The following is a 23,772-nucleotide window of genomic DNA, read 5'->3' as shown; positions in this document are numbered from 1 at the left end:
CTAAGAGTAGTAATCGAAGTCGTGCTCGGTGCCGACATAGCCGCGCGGGCGGAATATATGCGCCGGCATCTGCTCGGGCGCGAGTTCCACGTAATGGCGGCCACCGCTCCACAGATAGCGCGCATCCGACAGGAGATCGTGCATCTGCACCGCGCGGTCGGCAGGAGCGCCGGCGACCTGCGCCGGCCACTCGACCCATCCGGACTGACGGTGATAGGGGTCGAGGTTCACCACCACGAGAATGACCGACGCGCCGTCGTCGGAGGTCTTGCTGTAGGCGATCAGGTTATCGTTATCGATGGCATGGAATACGAGGCGGCAATCGGCCTTGAGCGCCGGATGCGCGTGGCGTATGGCGTTGATGCGCGCAATGATCGCCTGCAGGCTGTCGGGCCGGGCGACATCCCAGGTGCGCCGCTCGTACTTCTCGGAGTCCCGATACTCCTCGCTACCCGGCTCGCGCGGTACCGATTCCATGAGCTCGAAGGCCGGCCCGTAAATGCCGTAGTTGGCGCTCAGGGTCGCGGCCAGCACCAGACGCGCGATGAACGCCGCGCGCGGGGCATGTTGCAGATAGGGCGGCAGGATGTCGGGGGTGTTCGGCCAGACGTGCGGCCGGAAATACTCGCGGCCCGGTCCACGCGTGAGCTCGGTGAAGTACGCGATCAGTTCGTGCTTGCTGTTGCGCCACGTGAAATAGGTATAAGAGTGCGTGAACCCGAGCTTCGCGAGCCTGTGCATCACCTTGGGGCGCGTGAAGGCCTCGGCCAGAAACAAGACATCGGGGTGCTCGGCGCGTACCGCGTCTATGAGCCATTCCCAGAAGGCGAAGGCCTTGGTGTGGGGATTGTCGACCCGGAAGATGCGCACCCCGGCGTCGATCCAGAACAGGACGATGCCCTTCAATTCCCGCCAAAGGGCCTGCCAGTCCTCGGTCTCGAAGTCCAACGGGTAGATGTCCTGGTATTTCTTCGGGGGTTCTCGGCGTACTGGATGCTGCCGTCCGGGCGGTGACGGAACCATTGCGGGTGCTCGGTCACATACGGGTGGTCGGGGGCGCACTGAAAGGCGATGTCGAGCGCGACGGCAAGCCCGAGCCGTTCGGCCTCCGCACAGAATGCCCGGAAATCCGCAAGCGTGCCCAGGGCCTGGGCCACGTCCTTGTGACCGCCCTCGGCGCTGCCGATCGCCCACGGACTACCGACATCCGCGGGATCGCGGCTTACGGTATTATTCGGACCCTTGCGGCGCACGGTCCCGATCGGTGATATCGGCGGCAGGTATACGACATCGAAACCCATGGCCGCCACATGGGTAAGGATCGGGCCGGCATCACCCAGTCGTCCGCCGGCAGACCCCCAGCGCGAGCGTGGAAAGAATTCATACCAGGCCGCGGCGCGCGCGCTCTCGGGGTCCACACGCACCGCGAGTTCTTGTGTCCACGCCGTCTCATGCGCGGGCTGCGAAAACCGGTAGACCCTTCGGCCAGCACCTCGTCTAACAGCGCCGTACGCTTGTCGGCGGAAGACGCCTGGCCCTCGAGCAGCGCCTGTACGACACGCAGCGGACGCGCTTCGCGCGCCGGCGCACAGGCCGCGGCGCCCGCAATCAGGAGCGCTGCCTGCTGAAAGACCAGGGCAAGATCCGGGTCGTCGGCCGGCCGACGCGCGAGTTCCTGGGTGAGCGAGCCGAATCGATCGACATGGGCACGCACCGTATAGTGATAGATACCGAGCTCGGCGACCACAAAGCGTCCCTGATAGCGATCATTGCCAAGCGCCGTCATGCGCGTCGTGCCCAGCGTGCGGCCGCTTGGTTTGCGTACGCACAGCACACAGGCCACGGCGTCGTGACCATCGGCAAACACATCGGCCTCCACGATCACGGTGTCGCCGATCACCCGCTTTATGGGGAAGCGCCCGCAGTCGACCATCGGGGTCAGGGCCTCGATCACCACCCGACAGCGGCCATCGGCTGGCAGGGGCGGCTCCTTGCCCGGACGCCGCGCCACGGCCTAGTTACCCGACCCCGGCCGTGGCGGGGCCTTGAACACGAGCACCGAGAGGGGCGGCAACACGAGATTCAGGGACTGCAACGCGCCGTGCGCCGCCACCGGGGCCGTGGCAAGCCCCCCGAGGTTGCCCTGCCCACTGCCGCCGTAGACCGTGGCATCGGTGTTCAGGACCTCCTGCCAGAGCCCTGGCCACATCACCCCCAGGCGGTAGTTGTGGCGCGGCAGGGGCGTGAAATTGGCGACCACCAGCAGCGGCTCGGCGGCGGGTTCGGCGAAGCGGTAGAAACTGATGACGCTCTGCTCCCAATCCCCGGCGTCCAGCCACCGGAAACCCGCGGGCTCGGTGTCGGCCCGGTGCAGCGCCGGCTCCCCGCGATACAAGGCGTTCAGATCGCGCACCAGACGCTGGATGCCGCGATGCGGCTCATGATCGAGAAGGTGCCAGTCGAGACTGCCTTCGTGGGCCCATTCCCGCCACTGGGCGAACTCCGAGCCCATGAATAGGAGCTTCTTGCCGGGGTGACAGAACATGTAGGCGAAGAGCACGCGCAGGTTGGCGAATCGCTGCCAGTCGTCGCCCGGCATCTTGGCAATCAGCGAGCGCTTGCCATAGACCACCTCGTCATGCGAAAGCGGCAGCACGAAGTTTTCCTGAAAGGCGTACCACAGGCTGAACGTAAGCTGCCCCTGATGGTACTTGCGGTGGATGGGGTCCTTTTCCATGTAATCGAGCGTGTCATGCATCCAGCCCATATTCCATTTATAGCCGAACCCGAGCCCCCCGGCATAGACCGGCCGCGACACCTGCGGCCAGGCCGTGGACTCCTCGGCTATGGTCTGTGTGTCGGGATAATGCCGGTACACGGCCTCGTTCAGCTCCTGCAAAAACTGGATCGCCTCCTCGTTCTCCCGGCCACCGTGGGCATTCGGGATCCACTCCCCCGGGGCGCGCGCATAGTCGCGATACAGCATGGACGCCACGCCATCGACGCGCAGACCGTCCATGTGAAACCTGTCGAGCCAGTAAAGCGCGCTCGAGACCAATATCGAGCGCACCTCGTGGCGGCCATAGTTGAACAGGCTCGAGTGCCATTCCGGATGATAGCCACGCCGCGGGTCGGCATGCTCGAAAAGATGCGTCCCGTCGAAAAACCCGAGGCCGTGAAGATCCGTGGGAAAGTGCGACGGCACCCAGTCGAGGATCACGCCGATACCCTGGCGATGCAGGGCATCTATGAGGGACATGAGATCCTCGGGCGTGCCAAAACGCGCGGTGGGCGCGAAATAGCCCGTGGTCTGATAGCCCCATGAACCATAGAAAGGGTGTTCGGTAAGCGGCATGAATTCGACATGAGTAAAGCCCATGTCCGCGACATAGGACGGCAATGTCGAAGCCAGTTCGCGGTAACTGAGCCAGCGCCCGCCCTGCTCGGGCACGCGCCGCCAGGATCCGGCATGCATCTCGTAGATGCTCACCGGCGCGGCGAGCGCGATGCGCTCGCCGCGCCCCGCCATCCACGCCGCGTCCTGCCAGGCATAGCTGCCATCGCATACCACCGACGCCGTACGCGGCGGCAGCTCGCTTTGAGACGCGAACGGGTCGGCCTTCTCCACTTCATAGCCGCTGTCGCGCGCGACGATGTGATATTTATAGAGCGCCCCGGGGCCGATCCCGGCGATGAACCCCGCCCACAGACCCGACCCATCGTCGCGGACCTTCAGCGGATGGACATCCTTTCGCCACCCGTTAAAATCGCCGATCACCGACACCGAGCGCGCATTGGGTGCCCATACCGCGAAATGCACGCCGGTATCGGCCGCCACCTGCAGCGGATGCGCGCCGAGCTTCTCGTAGAGCCGCACGTGCCGCCCCTCGCGGAAGAGATAGATATCCTCCGGACTGAACCATGCGTCCGCACTGCCGCTCGCCACCCTGCCGCCTGGCATGCACTGCCCTCCCTTGCCGATGTCCGCGTGCCCGGAACGCACGATCCGCGCCATTTCTCTGGTCATGTTACGGGCCATGCCCGCCCATGACAAGTAGCGAAGCGTCCGCGGCCCGCTACCCCTCGGGGGCGCCAAACATCATCCTTTCGATGGCCATGGGATGGTGCACGAGCACCAGGGCGGGTCGACCCCAGGCGCGGTCATCGTCGGCCGCAGGACGCGCACGGGCGCGGCGACCGGCATCTTTTGCGCCAAGCCAGGTCCGCCCAAGGCAGCTGCCGTCCGTGGCGGTTGATATGATACGAGTGCGATGTTCCGCACCCGCTGAAGCGCGTAAGCTTCTTGTCGAGCCACGCGGTTAAGGGCGATGCGCCGCCTGTGGCATAATACCTGCAGGCCAGTCTGAACGAATCAGGTTCACTACCCCAACGATCACACAAAAGGTCATCACGTGCCCGGTACCCGTTATCCCCTGGAAGTCCAGCCGCTCATTCCGCAAAGATTGACGCGCCTCACGGAGCTCGCATCCGACCTTCTCTACAGCTGGAACCGATCCATCCGCGCGCTGTTCGTGCGCCTCGACCCGAGGCTCTGGGAACAGTGCGGGCGCAACCCCAAACTCATGCTGCGCCGTGTCGCGCAATCGCGGCTCGACGAGGCCGCGGCGGATCCGCTATTTCTGGAGGAGTATCAGCGCGCCCTGTCCATGCACGACACCTACCACGCCGTGCGCCTGTCCTCCAAACGTACGGACATCGACCCGCAGACCGATCTTGTCGCCTACTTTTGCGCCGAATTCGGTCTCCATGAGAGCCTGCAGATCTACTCCGGCGGCCTTGGCATACTGGCCGGCGACCACTGCAAGGCGGCAAGCGACCTGGGCCTCCCGTTCGTGGCCGTGGGCCTCCTCTACCGGCAGGGGTACTTCACCCAGACCATAGACGCGCAGGGCAACCAGATCGTCGGCACCGCGCCAGCCTTGCTCGCCGATCTCCCGGTGACCCCGGTGTGCGACAGTGAGGGGCATGAGCTGCGGGTGTCGGTCACCCTTCCCGGGCGCACCGTGGCGCTCAAGGTGTGGCGCGTGGCGGCCGGACGCATCTGTCTTTATCTGCTCGACAGCGATGTCCCGGAGAACACCAACGCCGACCGCGGCATCACCTGCCAGCTCTATGGCGGCGACCGCGACACCCGCTTGCGCCAGGAGATCGTCCTGGGCATAGGCGGCGTGCGCGCGCTGCGCGCGCTGGGCCTTGCGCCCACCGTCTGGCATATCAATGAAGGCCACCCCGCCTTACAGATCGTGGAGCGTATCCGCGAGCTCACCGCCCAAGGCCGGGATTTCGATAGCGCGCTGGAGGTGGTGGCGGCCGGCACGGTGTTCACCACCCATACGCCCGTGCCCGCCGGCCATGACATCTTCGACCAGGAACTGTTCGGGCGCTATCTCGAACCCTATGTCGCCGATCTTGGGATCACCCTGGATGAACTGAAGTCTTTGGGGTCGAGCCCCATAAGTCAGGGCGGATTCAACATGACCGCCTTCGCCCTGCGCGGATCGCGCCTGCACAATGGCGTAAGCCGCATCCACGGCGGGGTCGCCTCGCGCATGGAGGCCTACATCTGGCCGCAGATCCCGTGGATGGAAAACCCCGTCGGGCATGTGACCAACGGCGTGCATGTGGCGACCTTCCTTGCCCACGAATGGAGCAGCCTGTTCGACGTGCGCTTTGGCAGCGAGTGGCGCAACAAGCTCACCGAGGCCGACTACTGGACACGCATCGACACCATTCCCGACCACAGCTACTGGAGCGTCCACCAGTCCCTGAAGGGCACGATGCTGGAGACCGTACACCGGCGCGTCGCCCGCCAATATCGGCGCAACGGGGCAGGCGAGGGCGTGATCCGGCGGCTCACGCGGCAACTGGAGCCCGACGCCAAGGCACCCCTTGTCATAGGCTTTGCGCGACGCTTCGCGACCTACAAGCGCGCAGGCCTCTTGTTCGAGGACCCCAAGCGCCTCGCGCGCCTTTTGAACGACCCGGATCGGCCGGTGCTGCTGCTCTTTGCCGGCAAGGCGCATCCCCATGACCATCCGGGCCAAAACCTGATCCGTCTGATCCACGAGTTCTCACGCAGCCCGGAATTCGAGGGCAAGGTGATCCTGATCGAAGGCTACGATCTTGCGCTCGCGCGCAGGCTCGTGACCGGCGTCGATGTCTGGCTGAACACCCCGGAGTATCCCCTGGAGGCGAGCGGCACATCGGGACAAAAGGCCGCCATCAACGGGGTCGTGAACCTGAGCGTCCTCGATGGCTGGTGGGGCGAAGGCTATGCCGGCGACAACGGCTGGGGCATCTGTCCGCACAAGGGTCCGATCGACAACGATCAGCGCACTCGCGAGGAGAGCGCGGAGGTCCTGGATATCCTGGAACAGCAGGTCGTGCCCCTCTACTTCAATGCTGCCGAGCACGGCTATTCCCGATCATGGATCGCCATGTCCAAGGCCGCGATGCGGCGCGCCATGCCGGTCTTCAATGCCGAACGCATGGTGCTCGAATACGCGCGCGACTATTATCGCAAGGCCGCCGACCATGCGCGGCGGCTGGCGGCCGACGAGGCCGCCGGAGGGCGCGCGCTGGCGCGCTGGAAGCGCCAGGCGACCACCGCTTGGCCCGGGGTGCGCCTCGAACGCGGCCAGGACATCCCCGAGGCCATCAAGGTCGGCGAACCCCTGCACCTTACCGTACTCGTCCACGGCAACGGCCTGCGCCCGGATGACCTCGTCGTCGAGTGCCTGTTCGAGTCCAGCGACGACCTGGGCGAGGCGCTGCTCCGCGATCAGGCCCTGTTCGTCGCAGACGGCATCGATGGCGAGGGGCGCCTCGTCTTTCGTCTCGACCACGAGCCCCGGACATCGGGATTCCAGACGCTTCGTATCCGCGCCTACCCCTACCACACCCTGCTCACCCATCGTTTCGAGCTCGGCTGCATGGTGTGGTTGTAGCCGCCGACCTGATCGGCACGCGCCCCACCCCTGGTTCGCAACGCCGGGGATGGGGCCAGGCACGCATCCTGGTCAGGACGGCGTAAGCCAGCGATAGAGTGTGCGGCGCTCGATCCCGAGGATACGCGCCGCCGCCCGCTTATTGCCACGCACCCGCCGCAGGACCTCGTGTACATAGGCGTGCTTGCATTCCTCCAGGGTCACGAGATCGCCGGTGCCGGCCACGTCGGGGGGCATGGCGCGCACCATCGAACCAGACGCCCCACCGTCGGGCCGGCGCACGCGCTCGGGCAGATCCACGACATCAATGCGCGGGCCGCGCGCAAACGCCGCCGCCGACTGGATGATATTGCGAAGCTCGCGGACATTGCCCGGAAAGGCGTAGGCGTGAAGCAAGCACAAGGCCTCGGTCTCGAAACCATCTACGGCACTCCCCATCTCGGCACGGCACTCATGCAGGAAGTGCCGCGCCAGGACCGTGATGTCATCACAGCGGCCGGCGAGACCCGGCAGGCTCACGGCCAACACATCGAGGCGATACAAAAGGTCGTCGCGAAAACGCCCCTGCTCGGCCGCCAGGGCCAGGTTTCGGTGGGTGGCGGCGACGATACGCACATTGACCTGCTGCTCGCGCACCGCCCCCACCGGCCGCATCCAGCCGCCCTCGAGGGCGCGTAGAAGCTTGGCCTGGGCGCCCAGAGGCATCTCCCCGATCTCGTCTAGAAACAAGGTCCCGCCGTGGGCGGCGGCGAAGAGCCCCTCGCGGCTGCGATGGGCGCCGCTGAAGGCCCCGGCGGTATAGCCGAAGAATTCGCTCTCCCACAAAGACTCGGGTATGCCCCCGCAATTGACGGCCACGAAGGGGCCCTCGCGGCGCGCGCTCTCACCATGGATCGCGCGCGCCGCAAGCTCCTTTCCGGTGCCGCTCGGCCCGCTCAGGAGTACCGGCACATCGACACGCGCGGCGCGTACCAGACGTTCGATCAACACGCGCATATCCGCGCCGCACCCAAGCATTCCGTGAAACCGCAGGACGTCCAGTCCCGGCGGCGATCGGCGCGGGCAGGCCGTGGACAGTCCCAGCGCCTCGTGGGCCTGGACAACGGCCGCCGGCAGGGTCGCACCCTCGGCATGGCGCGGCGCCCCCCAGCCGTGCCCATCGCCCGCAACCGGCGCCTCGGGCCGCGGCGAGAGCATCATGAACGCCGGCGGCCTTGCCGCGGCGCGTATGCCCGCGCACAAGGCCATGCTGCCGACCTCCCATGGCAGACCGCTCACCACCAAGTCCGCCGGCCAGCGCGGCAGGAGTGCCAAGGCGTCATGGGCGCTCGCCGCCGTCTGCACCACGGCCCCGGCGTCCGACAACCCCTGCTTGAGCTGCGTACGCGCGATATCACTATCATCCACTATCAAGATCTTTGATCCCTGCATCTCTCCTCCCCCTGACATCACACGCACGAGCTGTGGCGTGACGCCTCTGTATTGCCGCCACATGTGTCATTTCGACACAGGCGCACTGCCGAAGTACCGTATCCGGCGACCGCCGCGCACCCGCGTCCTGGCGCATAACCGCGGGCCTTCGCCCCCCGGACGGCCGCAGGCGGGGCGGCTGGCACGGGCATTGCACTTCCTGAGCGAGCCAATCAATCGAGGAAAGACATCACGATGGAGTCATCCCGAACCGCCCTGCGACTCGCCCTGACGACCGCGATCACACTCGCCTCCGCAAGCGCGTTTGCCGCCACCCAGGCCCCCGGCGCCGCCGCGCAGATGCCGCCGCCACCGGCGGCGGCCACGGCCATGCCGCGCATCGGCCACACGACTTTGAAGCATTTCGTGACCGCCATTCGTCATGTGTCGCAGATCCGCGCCACATACGCCAAAAAGTTGCAGGCGATGAAGGGGCAACCGGGCGCGGCCCGCGGGATCCAGGTACGCGCGCAGCAGTCCATGATCGCCGCCATCAAGGGGCAGCACCTCACCCTGCCGCAATATAACAACCTCGTCCGGCAGGTCGACGCCGACCCCACGCTGCGGGCCCGCGTCCTGCACATGCTGCGCCAGTAGTAACCACAAGGCCGGGGCGCCCCCGGGGCGCCCCGGCCCTTCTTTCCCTTCTTTCCCTTCTTTCCCTTCTTTCCCTTCTTTCCCTTCTTTCCCTTCTTTCCCTTCTTTCCCGCCTCCTTGCCCGCGCCGCATCCCGGCAACGGGTGCACCCGCGCAACCCATGCCCGCTTCCTTCAATCCGATGGCGCGGAAACCCCGGTCCTGGGCGCCGTCACCCCCTCTCCCAAGGCCCGCGCCATGCGCGCGGCCGGTCGTTCCAGCCAGCGGTAGGCGATATCGGCCGTCAATAGAGTGGCCACGAAGGTGCCCGCAAGCAAGGGTGCGAGACTGATCCGTCCATAGAACAGGTGGAGCGCGGCCAACAGCACGAGCGGGTGAAAGAGATAGAGGCTGTAAGATATGCGCCCGAGATACTGGAAGAGGCGGTGGTCGAGAAGCGCCTTGACGGCGGGTTCATAGGCGATCACCACGAGCCCCAGGGCAGCCCCCATCATGGTCGGCCAGTCGTGGACCAGCATGCGGTGATCACCCAGGGCCGCCAGGGTGCGCGATCCGTAAAAATAGAGCGCGAAGGCCAGCGCCCCAAGGACGAGTCGCCGCCACGATGACAGCGCGAGGTAGTGTCTCTTCACCGCATCCCTGTGGCAGGCGAGCAGGGCGCCCAAGGCAAACGGCGCGAGGTAGTAGACCGTATCGCTATAGGCGGTAAGCCCTCCGCCCATGACCGTCGCCGCCCACGTCCCGCCGGCCGCCGATGCCGCGCCGCGCACGAAGATGGTCGCGACCGCCAGGGCCGCAAAGGGCAGCCAGGCCACGGTCCACGCCGATCGCCTCACCCACAGGACGATCAGCGGAAAGATGAGCGAGACCCGCATCTCCTGCACGAGCGTCCAGATCGTGAAGTCGTAGCGATCCGAATTGAAGGCATCCACGAAACCGGCGTGCTCCCAGAGCGAGCTGGCATTCGGCGACCAGGACCAGAACTTGTTGATCCACGGACCCAGCCCGGGCAAGGGTCCGGTATACAGGAAGGCCGCGCCCAGGATGCCGAGGATCACCGCCCCGGCGTAGGGCAGATAAAGCCGCACGACGCGCTTTTTGAGATAGGCGCCGTAGCTCAGGCCGCCACGCTCCCACATGACGTAGAGCACATAGCCGCTCAATACGAAGAAAAAGACGACCGCCGCGCGACCCGCCCATGCCAACCCGAGCGGGGTATAGGACAGCCACTGCAGGGTATGATAAGCATGCGCATAGCGGCGCCGGCCGGCATCGGCCAGGACCAGCACATAGTGCGACAAGACCACCGAGACGGCCGCGAGCCCGCGCGTGGCATCCAGTGATCTGACCCGCCCATCCGCCAACGAATTCCCCCGTGCCCAAACGCCACGCCCGCCCCTTGCCGACGCCTATCCCTGTGTAGATGGCCCTGGGCCTCAGCAGTTCCCGGCGCACGCCGATCAATCCGGTGCCGCGGCCGACAAGAGACACGGCCTGGGCACGATGTGCCACGATCACGGCGCTGCGCTAGACGTCCCTCTCCTACCGGCATCACCATCGCCCCTGGCGCGCCTATCGGCGCAAGCCCTTACCCCTGATTTCGACCGCTCGCCGCAAGGAGCTCGAGAAATTCTCTTGAAAGCTATCTAATGGAGCTAACCTATGCTCTCCAAAATGGAGAGTTGGTAAGCATGGGCGGAGCGGCCTCGGCGCTGGGGGGGGTGTCGATCACGACACGGCGCCGCCGGGAAGCGGCGGGCAAGCTGGCCGCCGAACACGGCGGGCGGCCGTCGCCCTTATGATCTCGCCAAACTCAAGCCGGAGATGTTCCGCGCTGAAACCGATATACGGCGCCGCACTATCGCCTGCGCCGGTGTGTCCAGCCACGACCAGAAAGATGATTTGGAGCGACAAAACAGGTCCTGGAACTCTACTGTGCCCGCCAAGGCTGGACGTTGGAGGTCATCGCCGATCTGGGTTCAGGGATGAACACCCACAAGAAAGGCTTGAAAAAGCTGCTCGACGCTGTCATCGATAGGCGGATCGGGCGACTGGTCATCACGCACAAGGACCGGCTGTTGCGCTTTGGTGCGGAATTGGTTTTCACTACCTGCGAAGCAAAACAGGTGAAGGTGGTGATTCTGAACCAAGGCCAAGACACGACCTTCGAGGATTTGGCGAAAGATGTGTTGGCAATCATCACCGCGTTCAGCGCCCGGCTGTGCGGCGATCGCCCCCGCAAGAATCAAAAGTTGCTGGACGGCGTGAAGAAGGCCGCGGACGAGGCGCAGGCCTGATCATCGCCCACAAAATCGCCCTCCTGTCCCAATAACGTCCAGGCGACCTATTTCGCCCGTGCGGCAGGCACAGCGCGCTTCGCGTACAACTTGGGCGCTGGCCGAGTGGCAGCGGCAGTACGGTGCATGGAAGGCCGGCACCGTTCCAGGCAGGCCCACGGAGGCGCCAGATGACGGGCCCGCAAACGGGGAGTTCCGGCGCTTCATGGCGCCCAGGGGTGCGGAAGGTGATGTTCATCATTGTGGGCAGTCGCCCTTGGAGGACAAATGTCTCAGTACGCCATCAGTGCCGCCATGCGCGCTTTCTTCCTGTTTGCGGGCTGCGTACTATGGATCGGCATCGCGCTCACCGGATTTCGCGTCGTCAGCTGGGTGCTCTATGTGCCAGCCACCTTCTTTTTGTTCGCGGCGATCACGGGCATCTGTCCGGGTCTCATCTTGGCACGCCTCCTGTTTCCCGGAAAACGATAGCATGGTGCGTTCGGACAACACGCGGCTCCGGCGGCTGCATAACCACCCATAGACATTTCGGGCACGATCAGGACGGCGACAGTCGCGCCATGATGGACAACAACACGCAGCCGTTGCGTGGGTCTGTTCTTCCCACCCGAACCCGATTTTCCTTGATATTTCCACCAACCATCTGGAAAACGCGGTTCCTTGTGCGGTCTACACCGGGAAGTTCGCCTTGCCGTGATAACGCAATCGAACCCACGGCCACAACAAAAGACGTGGATGCCAAGGCAGATCTCTTGGGGGCGCTAGCAGCTCCCATTTAACCAGGCGGCGCGGCACGGCCATACAGAAAGGCAAGCCGCGCGAGACGCGCGGGCACGGCCTCCGCGACATCCTCCCAATGGAACCGGAATCCCCAATTGCCGGCGCACTTCCCCGGGGTGTTCATGCGCGCGCCGCTGCCAAGAGCGAGCACGTCCTGCCAGGGCACCACGGCGAGACCGGCGACCGAGGCGATGACTCCGCGCATCATCGCCCACGCCGGGTCGCCGTCGGCATCTGGCAGATAGTCACGCACGGTGGCCCGTTCGGGCGGGGACAGCGCCGCATACCACCCGGTCGTGGTGTCATTGTCGTGGGTACCGGTATAGGCCACGCTATTGGCATGGTAATTGTGCGGGAGATGCGGATTCCCGGGATCCCCGTCGAAGCCAAATTGCAGGACACGCATGCCCGGCAGATCGTAGCGGTCACGCAAGGCATGGACGTCGTCTGTGATGATACCGAGATCCTCGGCAATCAAGGGGAGATCCCCAAAGGCCTCTTGCAGGGCCTTTAGCAACGCATCGCCGGGTACCGTCATCCATTCCCCGCCAGCCGCGGTGGGTGCCGAGGCCGGGATCGCCCAGGAGGCGGCGAAGCCGCGGAAATGGTCTATCCGCAACCAGTCGAACAGTTCCCGCTGGGTGCGCACCCGCTCGCGCCACCAGGCAAAGCCGTCGGCGGCCATGCGCGCCCACCGGTAATGCGGATTCCCCCAGCGCTGGCCGTGCGCCGAGAAATAATCGGGCGGCACTCCGGTCACGATCTCCGGGCGCCCGTCGGCATCGAGCACGAAAAGATCGCGGTGCGCCCAGACATCGGCGCTGTCCTCGGCCACGAAGATCGGCATGTCCCCGAAAAGACGCAGGCCGCGCGCCGCGGCATAGCCTCGCAGCGCGTGCCACTGCCGGAAAAATACAAACTGCGTGAACGCCACCGCCTCGCAGGAATCGGACCCCGGATAGGTCGCCAGCGCCTGCGGATCGCGATCCTTGAGGGCCGCCGGCCACTGCCACCAGGGCGCCCCGCCGCACTCGGCCTTGATGCATTCGTAGGCGCAGTAATCCGGTAACCAGGCCGCGTGGCGTATGCGGAATTCCTGAAATTCGGCATGGTCCGCGGCCGACGCGTGCGCCGCAAATCCGTGATAGGCGGCGCTCACCGCCGCCCCGCGCGCGGCACCGTCAGTCAAGGCCGCGCGGACCTCGGCCATCCCGATCCAACCACATTCGGCGAGATCCTCGAGGTCTATGAGCCCGGCATCGCCGGCATGCGCCGACGGGCTGTTATAGGGTGAGCCGCCACCGGGCGGACCGAGCGGCAGCACCTGCCAGACGCTCACCCCGGCCGTCACCAAGACATCCACGAAGCGTCGCGCATGCGCGCCCATCGTGCCCTTGGGACCGTCCCCGGGCAGGGAGCTTGGGTGCAGCAAAACACCCAGGCGGCGACGATCGAGGACCGGCGTGTGGCGCCGCTTGCCCGTCATAGCGCCCCGGACGAGCGCATGACACCGCCGCGCTCGGAGCGGTCCGCGCCCTGTTGGGTGAATCCCTCCGCTGCGAGCGGCGACGGCGGCTCACCGAGGATGTGGTAGAGATCGGTGATATGGCGGCGGTACAGACGTTCGAAATCCTGCACCGTATCACGCGGATTGTAATCGCCGAACCACCAGCACCAGTCGGAGCCCTCGCATACCGCCAGCGCCTCGCTGGCGCGCTCGGCATCCTCGGGTGACAGCCGACCCTGGGCCATGACGCGATCATAGTCGGCCTTCGCCTGGACGAGGATGTCCCAGGCGCGATTCTTGTCGGCGCTGCCGATCCAGGTCGCGAAGGTGCCGTTCACCCAGCTGCCGGCTATGAGCGCTGGGAGCACGGCCGGGGCATGGCCCTCATCGATATATTGCGAGAAGGTCGTGAGCCGGATCTGGGGGTGGCTCGCCAATCGCTCGTAGAGCGCGCGCAGGAAGTAATACCCGTTCTCGGGGTAGTACTCCCAGGCGTTCTCCCCATCCATGATGATCGCCACCAGCGGCGCAGGACCGGACGGTGCGCCGCGGGCAATGGTCTCCAGGTGCGAGATCAGGTTGCCGACGGCATCGTCGGCGTGCCAATCGGCATACGAAAACCCGATCAGGTCCGACAGGCCATCGTCGCGAAAGACGCAACGCACGGTCCGCCCCGGCTCTCCATAGATCCTGTGACACTGGCCATGGCCGCCGTCCTTGGCGCTCGCCTGCAGGCTATGGCGCAGGACACGCTCACCCGATGCCGTCCACTTGATCCCGGCGTCGTCCAGCAACGCCAGCATGTGCGCACTAAGACCACCCTCGGCCGGCCAGCAGCCGGCCGCCGGAAATCCGAAATGCCGGGCGAAGGCCTCCTGGCCTGCCCGGATCTGCCAGCGCGCCCGCGCCTCACCGCCCGGATAGTACGGGGCGGCCGGCAGGCGCACGTCCGGCTGCGCCTCGCGCGCCACCTTAAAATCAAGCAAAAGCGGCAGGATCGGGTGCGTGTAGGGCGTGAACGACAACTCTACTTGCCCGTTTTCGGCAAGGCTGCGGTAGCGCGGCACAAGCCCGGTCAGGATCTCCCCCGCCACCCGCAACACGGTGATCGCCGACTCTTGGTCGAAGTCCTGACCTCTTTGCAGAAGCTGGGCGATGCGCACGTCGGCCCGCCGTACCGTCTCACCGAACCAGCCCAGGTGATACCAGATGACGAGATCGCGTAGATAATGGTCGTCGAGGTAACCGGAAAGCCCGGGGTCGGCGACCACGGGCGCGGCCAGCGCCACCAGGCGCTTGAACGCCGGGAACCGGTCGATCACGCGTGTCTTGTTGGCCTTGAGGCAGGCCTCAATGAGCGCCGCGCGCTCAGGCCCGGGCGGCGGCCAATGACCGGCGAGGGCCGCGAGCAGCGGATCGCGCAGCGGCGTGCGCTCACGTAGATAGGCCTGCACCTGTTCGCCGTAATCCGCGATCTGATCGAGCAGAACGGGTGAAAAATTGACCACCGCGCGCGCCCCCGGCACCGACTCGATATGCACCGCCATGTCCACGTAATCCTTGATGGCATGCAGATACACCCAGGGCTGCTGGTATTGGCCGTCGGACAGGCGGCGGTATTGCGGCTGATGCATGTGCCAGCACAACACCAGGTTCAAGCGGCCCTCATCGGACATGGTGCAGTTCCTGACCGAGCATCTCGGGTGTCACCACCACGACACCTTCCGGCGTCACATGATAACGGCGTGCGTCGTCCTCGTGATCCCACCCTATGATACTGCCCTCGGGTATGTGACACCCCTTGTCGATGATCGCGCGCCGGATACGGCTATGCCGGCCTATGTCGACACTGCCCATGACCACCGAGTCGATCACCTCCGCGTAGGAGTGCGCGTGCACCGCGGAAAACAACAGCGAATGACGGATACGCGCCCCGGAGATCACACAGCCGCCGGACACCATGGAGTCCACGGCCATGCCGCGGCGCCCGTCATCCTCATCGAAGATGAACTTGGCCGGCGGATACTGCTCCTGATGGGTCCAGATCGGCCAGGAGGTGTCATACAGGTTGAGCTCCGGGGTTACGCCGATCAGCTCCATGTTGGCTTCCCAGTAGGCATCCAGGGTGCCGACATCGCGCCAGTAGGCCGATTGCCCGCTGCCATCGCCCGAGAAGGCATAGGCCATGACCCGGTACCGGTCTATGGCCCCGGGAATCACGTTATGTCCGAAGTCGTGCCGCGAGGCCTTGGTATCGGCATCCTTGACGAGCTGCTCGTAGAGGAAGCGCGCGCTAAACACATAAATCCCCATGGAAGCGAGCGCGGTGTTCCCGCCCGCCACGGCCGGCGTCGGCTCGGCCGGCTTCTCGTCGAAGCGCACGATGCGTCCCATGTCGTCTGTGGCCATGACCCCAAAATCGCTCGCGCGATCCAGCGGGACATGCACGCAGCCTACGGTGAGGTCCGCGCCCTTGCGCACATGATGGGCGATCATCGGCCCGTAATCCATCTTGTAGACATGGTCGCCGGCCAGGATCAGGACGTAATCCGGGTCATGATTGCGCACGATATCGAGGTTCTGGTAGACCGCGTCGGCGGTCCCCGCGTACCACGAGGACTCGATGCGCTGCTGTGCCGGCAGGAGTTCCACGAACTCCCCGAAATCCCCGCGCAAGGTCCCCCAGCCCTTCTGGATATGATGGATGAGGGAATGGGCCTTGTATTGGGTCAAGACCCCAATGCGCCGGATGCCCGAGTTCACGCAATTCGACAGCGGGAAATCGATGACCCGGAACTTGCCCCCGAACGGCACCGCCGGTTTCGCGCGCCACATCGTCAGGTGCTTCAGACGCGACCCGCGGCCGCCGGCAAGAATGAGCGCCAGGGTGTTGCGGGTAAGCTGGCTTACAAATCGGGGGGCCTGGTCCATCGACAGCATTTCCTCATATTGTGGTGAAAGGGTGGATCCGATGGCTCGGTGCCGCCCGCGGTCCTTGTCCGGCCTCGTCTTGGATGACGTTCATCCGCGCATGGCACATCAACTCCCGGCGCGGTGCGCCATATAGCGCCCGATCAGGGCGCGGGTCGAGCTGTCGTGGGCACCCTCGCCGATACTGCCGCGGATCTCGGAGGCGATGCGCCGCGCAAGCACCTTGCCAAGCTCCACCCCCCACTGATCGAAGGAATCGATACCCCACACCACGCCCTGCGTAAACACGCTGTGTTCATAAAGCGCGATGAGCGCGCCCAGCACGCGCGGCGTCAAGGCCTCGCCCAGAACGATGGTGGTCGGGCGATTACCCTCGCACACCCGGTAGGGGATCTGCGGTGCCGGCACGCCCTCTTCGGCAAGCCGCGCCGCCGGACGCCCGAAGGCCAGGGCCTCGGCCTGGGCCAGAAGGTTGGCCATCAAAAGGTCCTGGTGACCCGGCAGATCGGCAGACGAGCGGCAAAACCCGATCAGGTCGCAGGGCACGGCCTTGGTCCCCTGGTGCAGCAGCTGATAGAACGAGTGCTGGGCATCAACCCCGGGCTCGCCCCACACGATCGGCCCCGTCTGATACGTCACCGGCCGCCCGGCGAGGTCGACGTGCTTGCCATTGCTCTCCATCTGCAGCTGCTCCAGATAGGCGGGTAGACGCGCCAGACCCTGCGCGTAGGGCAGTATCGCCTGGGTCTCCATGCCATGGAAATTGTTATACCACACAGACAGCATCCCCATGAGCACCGGCAGGTTGCGTTCGAGCGGCGCCGACTGGAAGTGCTCATCCATGTCACGAAAGCCGGCGAGCATCTCCCGGAAACGCTCGGGCCCGATGGCGATCATAAGCGACAGGCCGACCGCCGAACCCAGGGAATAACGTCCCCCGACCCAATCCCAGAATACGAACATATGGGCGGCATCGATGCCAAAGCGCGCGACCTCCGCCGCATTGGTCGAGACCGCGACGAAATGCGCGGCCACCGCCGCCTCCGAGCCAAGACCTGCGACGCACCACTGGCGCGCGCTGCGCGCATTGGTCATGGTCTCCTCGGTCGTAAAGGTCTTGGAACATACGATGAAAAGGGTCTCCGCGGGATCCAGATCCGCGGTCGCGGCGCGCAACGCCTCGGAGTCGACATTGGCCACGAAGCGCACGGCGATCGCCGGATCGGCGAACGGCCGCAGCGCCTGGCAGGCCATTTCCGGGCCGAGGTAGGAACCGCCGATGCCGATGTTGATCACCGTGCGGATACGCTTGCCGCTATAGCCGGTCCACGTACCGTCGCGCACCTTGTCGGCGAACGCCGACATCTGCCCCAACACCTCGTGGACATCCGGGACGACATCGTGTCCATCCACCTTGATCACGGTCCCGCGGGGGGCGCGCAGGGCCACATGCAAGACCGGCCGATCCTCCGTGACGTTGATGCGTTCGCCCTGAAACATGGCATCGCGCCGCGCCTCGAGTCCGCGCGTGCGCGCCAGATCGCAGAGCAGTCGCACTGTCTCGCGCGTCACGCGGTTTTTGGAATAATCGAGATAGAGGCCGGCGCCCTCGGCGGCCAGCGCCGTGCCGCGGTCCGGGTCGGCCTCGAACAGGGCGCGCAAGGTCAGGTCCTTCACGGCCGCGAAATGGTCCTTCAGTGCCCGCCATTGGGCATTGCTGGCAAGCGCCGCGACACCCCGTCCGGCGCCGCGCGCACCCTCGTCACGCGCGGTATCCCCTCGATCGTCCAAGATCGTCTCCTCCTAGTCGCGCCCGCCACTCCCAGTGGAGCCGCTGACCCCGTTCCCTGGAGCATCACGGCCTGAAAGCGACTATGGCTGTCGATAGACCCTAACGCGGTGCGCCGCCCGGCGCAAGTCCCGCCCGGTGGCCGGCATCGACACCGCGCAGCTTGCCGTCAATCTTTCTCGACATGTCCACCGAACTGATAACGCATGGCGGCCAGCACCCGGTCGGCGAAATCGGCGTGTCCCCGCGAGCCGAACCGCGCGTACAGGGCCGCGGTTATGACCGGTGCCGGCACGCCCTCCTCGACCGCCGCCTGCACCGTCCAGCGCCCCTCGCCGGAATCAGCCACGCGGCCGGCAAATCCGGAGAGGTCGGGACTGTCATGCAGCGCCGCCGCAGTAAGATCGAGCAACCACGAACTGACCACGCTCCCGCGCCGCCAGAGCTCCGCGACCTCGGCCACATTGAAATCGTATTGAAAATGCTCGGGATGCCGCACGGGCGCGGTCTCCGCATCCTGATCATGGGCGGCGGCACCGACACCGGCGCCCTTCAGGATGTTGAGACCCTCGGCATAGGCGGCCATAAGGCCGTATTCGATCCCGTTGTGGACCATCTTCACGAAATGACCGGCGCCGTGCGGCCCGCAGTGCAGATAGCCGAGATCCGCCGAACCCCGGCCTGCGGCGCGGCCCGGGGTCGGCGCGGCGGCGGCCGCCCCGGGCGCGAGCGCCCGGAATACCGGATCGAGCGCCGGCATGGTCGACGACTCCCCGCCGATCATGAGGCAATAGCCGCGCTCGCGACCCCACACGCCGCCGCTCGTACCGACGTCGACGTAATGGAGACCCTTGGAAGCGAGCTCGCGGGCACGGCGGATATCATCCTGGTAAAAGGAATTCCCGCCGTCGACGACGATATCGCCGGCGGTGAGCAAGGGCACGAGCTCCAAAAGCAGGGCATCCACGGTGGCCGCCGGCACCATGCACCATACGATGCGCGGGGCGGGGAGCTTGCCGATCAGATCGGCAAGCGCATAGGCGCCGAGCCCCCCCTCGGCCGTGAAGGCATCCACAGTCGCGCGCCTACGGGCATGGCCCACGACCTCGTGCCCGGCACGCATCAAACGCTGTGCCATGTTGGCCCCCATGCGCCCCAAGCCGACCATTCCCATACGCATAACCGCCCCTCCCGCCACCATCGGCCTTGATCGGCCGCCACCGCACCGGGGCCGCCTTCTTCAGGCACACTAGCCGCTCACGTGGGGATTTTCCAGGGCCCCAACGCGCGCCCAAGCGGCCTATGCGTTACCATTGGGGGCACGGGCCCGAAATCACAACGACCAAGACCTAAGGGGGCGCGCGGCCATGCAAAACAGTGATCTTTTGCTTATAGGCGACATCGGTGGGACCAAGACCGATGTCCTCGTCGTGTCGGTGCCCGGCGGGCTTGCGCAACCGCTCGCGCGCGCGCGCCTCAAAAGCGCCGAATATCCGGACCTAAAGACCCTGTTGAACGAATTTCTCGCGACGGCGGGACTCCCGGTTACGCGCGCCTGTCTGGCCGTCGCAGGTCCCGTCATAAACGGTCGCGCCCAGCTCACCAACCTCCCCTGGGAGGTCGACGGCGCGGCGCTGCGCGCGGAACTGGCGTTCACCTCCGTCGATGTCCTGAATGATCTCGCGGCCATCGCCCACGCGATTCCGGTGCTGCAGCCCGCCGACCTCAAGATCCTCAACACCGGCCATGCGCCGGACACCGCCACCAAGGCGGTCATCGCCCCCGGCACCGGCCTTGGCGAGGCATTTCTTGTGTGGGACGGCGGGCGCTACCGGCCACAGCCCTCCGAGGGCGGCCATACCGACTTCGCGCCGCCCACCGCCGCGCTCGCCGATCTCGTCCCCTACCTGCGACGCCGCTACGACCATGTGAGCTACGAACTGGTGTGTTCGGGCATCGGTATCCCGCGGCTCTATGAATTCTTTCGCGACCGGGACCCGGCGCGCGAAGACCCGGGGTTCGCCGCGGCGTTGGCCGCGAGCGCCGATCACACGCCGCTCATCCTCGACGCCGCGTTGCGCGCCGATGCGCCCTGCCCGATATGTCGCGCGGTGGTCGATGCCTTCCTGACCATCCTCGCCGCCGAGGCCGGCAACCTGGCCCTCAAGGTCTTTGCCCTAGGCGGCATCTACATTGCAGGCGGCATCCCGCCGCGGCTCCTGCCGCTCCTAGACGAACGCCGATTCGTGGATGCCTTCTGCGCCAAGGGGCGCTTCGCCAAGCTCCTCGCGCAGATCCCGGTGCAGGTGGTCATCAATCCCGACGCCACGCTGATGGGCACGGCCACCTATGGATGGGGACGCATGCAACGCGATCTCTAGGGCGGCGCGCGGCCGCCGGCCGGACCTGGCGGCGAGGCCACGCCTTGACAGGGATCAGGCCCCGGACCCCGCGATCTCCCGGATCGCCGAGTACCGCTCCTCAGCGCAAATGGGCGGCAAAGAACGCCAAGCTGCGCTTCCAGGCAAGCTCCGCGGCCACGGGATCGTAGCCAAGCGGCGGCAGATTCAGGGAATCGGCCTCCTCATTCGCGAAAGCGTGCTTGGCATCGTAACGGTGGAATTCGAAATCGACACCGGCGGCCTTCAGTCTCGCCTCCAAGGCGTCGACCCCGGCGATGGCGAAGAACTGGTCGTGGGTCGCCCAATGACCGAGTACTGGCGCCTTGATACGCGCGGCATCGACGTATTCGAGCGGCGGATACCCGTACCATGTGACATTGGCGTCACTCTCGGGTACGAAGGCCGCGGCCAGTACGGCCACGGCGCCGCCCATGCAGTATCCGGTCACACCCGCCTTCGCGCTGCCCGTGGCCTTCAGGTATTGCGCCGCACCGCGGACGTCCTGACTCGCGGCATCGGCAAAATCGAGCCCGTTCATGAGGTGCTCGGCCTCCTTGGCCTCCATCGTCACCTTGCCGCGAAAAAGGTCCGGCACAAGCGCCCGGTAGCCGGCCGCGGCCAAGCGCTCGGCGACGCCCTTGATCTGGTCGTTGATGCCCCACCATTCCTGGATCACAACGATCCCGGGCGCCTTGCCGCCCGCTACCGGCGTCACCAGGTAACCATCGCACAGGCCGCCATCCGGCCGCTTAAAGCTGATCATCTCACCCATGATGCCCTCTCTTTCCGTGAATTGGTCGATCAACAAGCCCCGTCCGTTGACGGTACGACGGCCGCGCCGCGCGTCATCGTGATCGCAACACGCCCGTCCCTGCGCGGCCGGGGGCCGCCTATCCTAGGCCCGCGACCGGCGCGGCGCGTCCCCGATCCCGACCTTTGGGCGGCGCGCGCAGGATTCGTGCGCGGGCGTCCCGCGAGCATATCCGGCGCGGATCTCTAGGGGCCTGCGACCAGGGTGTCATAGAGCGCGTGGTAGCGCCGCGCGCTCGCCGTCCACGAGAAATCCCGGCCCATGCCCTCGCGCATGATGCGTGTCCAGCATGAAGGGTTGCGGTAGCTTGCCAATACCCGCTCGATGGCCTCCCATAACGCGCCGCCGGTGGGTTCCCCGAACAGAAAGCCGCTGCCCTCGCAACCGCCGGGATCGACACCGCGGATGGTATCGGCAAGCCCCCCCGTGGCGCGAGCCACGGGGGGCGTGCCATAACGCTGGCTGTACATCTGGTTCAGTCCGCACGGCTCGAACCGTGACGGCATGAGAAAGGCATCGGCGCCGGCCTCGATCTCGTGGGCGAGCCCCTCATCGAATCCGATGCGCACCGCGACCGCCCCACGGTGGCGGGAGGCAAGCGTACGCAACGCATCCTCGAGCCCGCGCTCCCCGGTGCCGAGCACGACCAGCTGCCCGCCTACGCCGGCCAGGCGGTCCCCCACCTCGGCCACGAGATCGATGCCCTTCTGCCAGGTGAGCCGGCCGACCAGGCCGAACAACGGCCGCGCCGGATCGACGGCGAGTTCGAAGCGGCGTTGCACGGCCTCCTTGTCGATGCCCTTGGCGGCCAGGCGGTCGCGATCGTAGCGCGCGCGGATCAACGGGTCGCTCGCCGGATTCCAGGCGCGATCATCGATACCGTTGACGATCCCCACCAGCTGATCGCGACGCCGCGTCAGAAGGCCGTGCAGCCCGCACCCCTGGGCCTCCTCCTGGATCTCGCGCGCGTAGGTGGGGCTTACCGTGGTCAGGAGATCGGCATAATGGAGGCCGGCCTTCAAAAACGACAGGCGCCCATAAAACTCCGCGCCCTCCACGGCAAACACCTCCGGAGGGAGGTGCAGGGCATCCACCATCTCCGGCGCGAACAGCCCCTGGAAGGCGAGGTTGTGAATGGTCATGACCGACGGTGCGGCCCCCGGCAGGGCGGTCTTCAACCAGAGCGGCCCGAGACCCGCCTGCCAGTCGTGCCCGTGAAAGACATCGGGACGCCACAAAAGCGGGGTCTCGTCGGAGGCGAGCGTGGCGGCGATGCGTGCGAAAAGACCAAAACGCCGGGCATTGTCCGGCCAATCCCGCCCCTCATCGTCCTGGTAGGGCCCCCCGTCGCGCCCAAAGAGCCAGGGGGCGTCGATCAGATACGTGCGTATGCCCGACGGCAACAGCGCCTCGCGCACGAGCGCGCCGAGCACCGTGGCGCATGCCGGCGCCTCGCCCACTTCCCGGCGAATGGAGCGATAGAAGGGCAGGCATACGCGCACGTCGAGCCCCTCGGCGGCGAGCGCCGGGGGCAGGGCCGCGACCACGTCCGCAAGCCCGCCGGTCTTCACCCAGGGGGCGCACTCGGAGGCCACGAACAGCACGCGCAGCGGACGGCCGGCCATCAGGTCGTCCCGCCCATGATCGCACCACCGGCCATCGGGCCCCCGGGAGGGGCCGCCTTGCGCACACCCTTCATCATGGCAGCCCTACTGAAACGCGCCGCCGATCGCCATGCGCCGGCCCGTCGCCAGGGATTTCAGATAGCTCACGAGATCGACCATGGTCGCGCCGTGGAAGGCCGGCGCGCGCCCCTTGATGCCATCCTTGACGCAGTGCCGGATCTGGTCTTCGAGGGTCACGATGCGATGGGACTTGGCGCTGTAGCGAGGAAACACGGCCGCGGCATTACGGAGACTGGGGATGTGGCGGCCATCGGGCAGCTGCCCACGCGTGCGCCCGCCGTGGACATGGCAGGCCGCGCAGGTCATGAACCGCGCGTGGGCCCGCGCACCCCCCATGTCCGCGAACGCGCTCGCGGCATCGGCCACTGGCCTTACCTGACTGCCGAAGCTGTCGTCGTTGAAGATGTGGGCGCCGCGCGCCACCGCCTGCGCCAGGGGCGGTGGCAAGGCCGCGTAACCAACGCCCATCCACAGCAGGGCGGCCCCCGCAAGCCCCCCACGCGCGTAGCGCACGATCCTGCGACTATCCATATCC

General features: G+C 66.1%; 18 protein-coding genes and 2 pseudogenes. 6 read left to right on the top strand and 14 right to left on the bottom strand.

Annotated features, from left to right (window positions below; all coding sequences use genetic code 11):
* The 4 genes from C4901_RS17940 to glgB are packed head-to-tail and all read right to left on the bottom strand — an operon-like array spanning position 1 to position 3,961.
* Complete coding sequence (locus C4901_RS17940; protein ID WP_205736221.1) at positions 1 to 948, bottom strand: hypothetical protein; 948 nt, start codon at positions 946 to 948, stop codon at positions 1 to 3.
* The gene (locus tag C4901_RS17935; RefSeq protein ID WP_205736220.1) at positions 903 to 1,253 is read right to left on the bottom strand and encodes a hypothetical protein; all 351 of its coding nucleotides are present in this window, start codon (positions 1,251 to 1,253) and stop codon (positions 903 to 905) included. Before C4901_RS17935 ends, C4901_RS17940 begins: the two co-directional genes overlap by 46 nt.
* Positions 1,223 to 2,011 carry a maltotransferase domain-containing protein gene (locus C4901_RS17930; protein ID WP_205736219.1) on the bottom strand — a complete coding sequence of 263 codons (789 nt, stop codon included), beginning with the start codon at positions 2,009 to 2,011 and terminating at the stop codon, positions 1,223 to 1,225. The genes C4901_RS17935 and C4901_RS17930 overlap by 31 nt, the downstream gene beginning before the upstream one ends.
* A 3-nt stretch (positions 2,012 to 2,014) precedes the next feature.
* Positions 2,015 to 3,961 (bottom strand): 1,4-alpha-glucan branching protein GlgB, encoded by a 1,947-nt coding sequence (glgB, locus tag C4901_RS06000; RefSeq protein ID WP_205736218.1) that lies wholly within the window; start codon positions 3,959 to 3,961, stop codon positions 2,015 to 2,017.
* Positions 3,962 to 4,412: 451 nt separating this feature from the next.
* Between glgB and glgP the strand changes: the two genes are divergently transcribed.
* A complete protein-coding gene (gene glgP / locus C4901_RS05995) occupies positions 4,413 to 6,968 on the top strand; it encodes an alpha-glucan family phosphorylase (protein ID WP_110136560.1) in 2,556 nt (851 codons plus the stop codon).
* 72 nt (positions 6,969 to 7,040) lie between these two features.
* Here the strand turns inward: glgP and C4901_RS05990 are convergent, their stop codons facing one another.
* A complete protein-coding gene (locus C4901_RS05990) occupies positions 7,041 to 8,399 on the bottom strand; it encodes a sigma-54 dependent transcriptional regulator (protein ID WP_168185568.1) in 1,359 nt (452 codons plus the stop codon).
* Positions 8,400 to 8,633: 234 nt separating this feature from the next.
* Here C4901_RS05990 and C4901_RS05985 point away from each other — a divergent pair, with 234 nt between their 5' ends.
* Positions 8,634 to 9,035 carry a DUF4168 domain-containing protein gene (locus C4901_RS05985; RefSeq protein ID WP_110136558.1) on the top strand — a complete coding sequence of 134 codons (402 nt, stop codon included), beginning with the start codon at positions 8,634 to 8,636 and terminating at the stop codon, positions 9,033 to 9,035.
* 173 nt (positions 9,036 to 9,208) lie between these two features.
* On the opposite strand, the gene C4901_RS05975 is transcribed toward C4901_RS05985, so the two are convergent.
* Complete coding sequence (locus C4901_RS05975) at positions 9,209 to 10,399, bottom strand: acyltransferase (RefSeq protein ID WP_110136557.1); 1,191 nt, start codon at positions 10,397 to 10,399, stop codon at positions 9,209 to 9,211.
* A gap of 285 nt (positions 10,400 to 10,684) precedes the next feature.
* Between C4901_RS05975 and C4901_RS17925 the strand changes: the two are divergent.
* The 3 genes and pseudogenes from C4901_RS17925 to C4901_RS17535 all read left to right on the top strand — a co-directional run bounded on the left by C4901_RS17925 (position 10,685) and on the right by C4901_RS17535 (position 11,803).
* A pseudogene (locus tag C4901_RS17925) lies at positions 10,685 to 11,332 on the top strand (IS607 family transposase).
* Between the two features lie 57 nt (positions 11,333 to 11,389).
* A pseudogene (locus C4901_RS19200) lies at positions 11,390 to 11,506 on the top strand (hypothetical protein); the annotation flags it as partial.
* A 93-nt stretch (positions 11,507 to 11,599) separates the two neighbouring features.
* Positions 11,600 to 11,803 (top strand): hypothetical protein, encoded by a 204-nt coding sequence (locus C4901_RS17535; RefSeq protein ID WP_168185437.1) that lies wholly within the window; start codon positions 11,600 to 11,602, stop codon positions 11,801 to 11,803.
* Between the two features lie 304 nt (positions 11,804 to 12,107).
* On the opposite strand, the gene malQ is transcribed toward C4901_RS17535, so the two are convergent.
* From malQ to gnd, 5 genes are all read right to left on the bottom strand, one after another.
* Entirely contained in the window at positions 12,108 to 13,598 is a 1,491-nt protein-coding gene (malQ, locus tag C4901_RS05960) for a 4-alpha-glucanotransferase (protein ID WP_110136556.1), read from the bottom strand.
* Positions 13,595 to 15,295, bottom strand: a complete 1,701-nt coding sequence (locus tag C4901_RS05955; RefSeq protein WP_110136555.1) for a glycoside hydrolase family 57 protein — start codon at positions 15,293 to 15,295, stop codon at positions 13,595 to 13,597. Before C4901_RS05955 ends, malQ begins: the two co-directional genes overlap by 4 nt.
* Positions 15,285 to 16,550, bottom strand: a complete 1,266-nt coding sequence (glgC, locus tag C4901_RS05950; protein WP_110138542.1) for a glucose-1-phosphate adenylyltransferase — start codon at positions 16,548 to 16,550, stop codon at positions 15,285 to 15,287. The genes C4901_RS05955 and glgC overlap by 11 nt, the downstream gene beginning before the upstream one ends.
* A gap of 108 nt (positions 16,551 to 16,658) precedes the next feature.
* Positions 16,659 to 18,248 (bottom strand): glucose-6-phosphate isomerase, encoded by a 1,590-nt coding sequence (pgi, locus tag C4901_RS05945; RefSeq protein ID WP_370445968.1) that lies wholly within the window; start codon positions 18,246 to 18,248, stop codon positions 16,659 to 16,661.
* A 260-nt stretch (positions 18,249 to 18,508) separates the two neighbouring features.
* On the bottom strand, positions 18,509 to 19,519 hold the full coding sequence (gnd, locus tag C4901_RS05940) for a phosphogluconate dehydrogenase (NAD(+)-dependent, decarboxylating) (RefSeq protein WP_110136553.1): 1,011 nt from the start codon (positions 19,517 to 19,519) through the stop codon (positions 18,509 to 18,511).
* A 187-nt stretch (positions 19,520 to 19,706) separates the two neighbouring features.
* Between gnd and glk the strand changes: the two genes are divergently transcribed.
* The gene (glk, locus tag C4901_RS05935; RefSeq protein WP_110136552.1) at positions 19,707 to 20,720 is read left to right on the top strand and encodes a glucokinase; all 1,014 of its coding nucleotides are present in this window, start codon (positions 19,707 to 19,709) and stop codon (positions 20,718 to 20,720) included.
* Positions 20,721 to 20,820: 100 nt separating this feature from the next.
* Here the strand turns inward: glk and C4901_RS05930 are convergent, their stop codons facing one another.
* The 3 genes from C4901_RS05930 to C4901_RS05915 form a co-directional block, all read right to left on the bottom strand.
* Positions 20,821 to 21,513 (bottom strand): dienelactone hydrolase family protein, encoded by a 693-nt coding sequence (locus C4901_RS05930; RefSeq protein WP_205736216.1) that lies wholly within the window; start codon positions 21,511 to 21,513, stop codon positions 20,821 to 20,823.
* Positions 21,514 to 21,737: 224 nt separating this feature from the next.
* On the bottom strand, positions 21,738 to 23,177 hold the full coding sequence (glgA, locus tag C4901_RS05920) for a glycogen synthase GlgA (RefSeq protein WP_110136550.1): 1,440 nt from the start codon (positions 23,175 to 23,177) through the stop codon (positions 21,738 to 21,740).
* Positions 23,178 to 23,261: 84 nt separating this feature from the next.
* Positions 23,262 to 23,768: a c-type cytochrome gene (locus C4901_RS05915; protein ID WP_110136549.1), complete on the bottom strand. Its 507-nt coding sequence runs from the start codon at positions 23,766 to 23,768 to the stop codon at positions 23,262 to 23,264.
* Positions 23,769 to 23,772 lie beyond the last annotated feature (4 nt).

The organism is Acidiferrobacter sp. SPIII_3 (assembly GCF_003184265.1).
Taxonomy (GTDB): Bacteria; Pseudomonadota; Gammaproteobacteria; order Acidiferrobacterales; family Acidiferrobacteraceae; genus Acidiferrobacter.
This window is presented reverse-complemented; position numbering and strand designations above follow the sequence as displayed.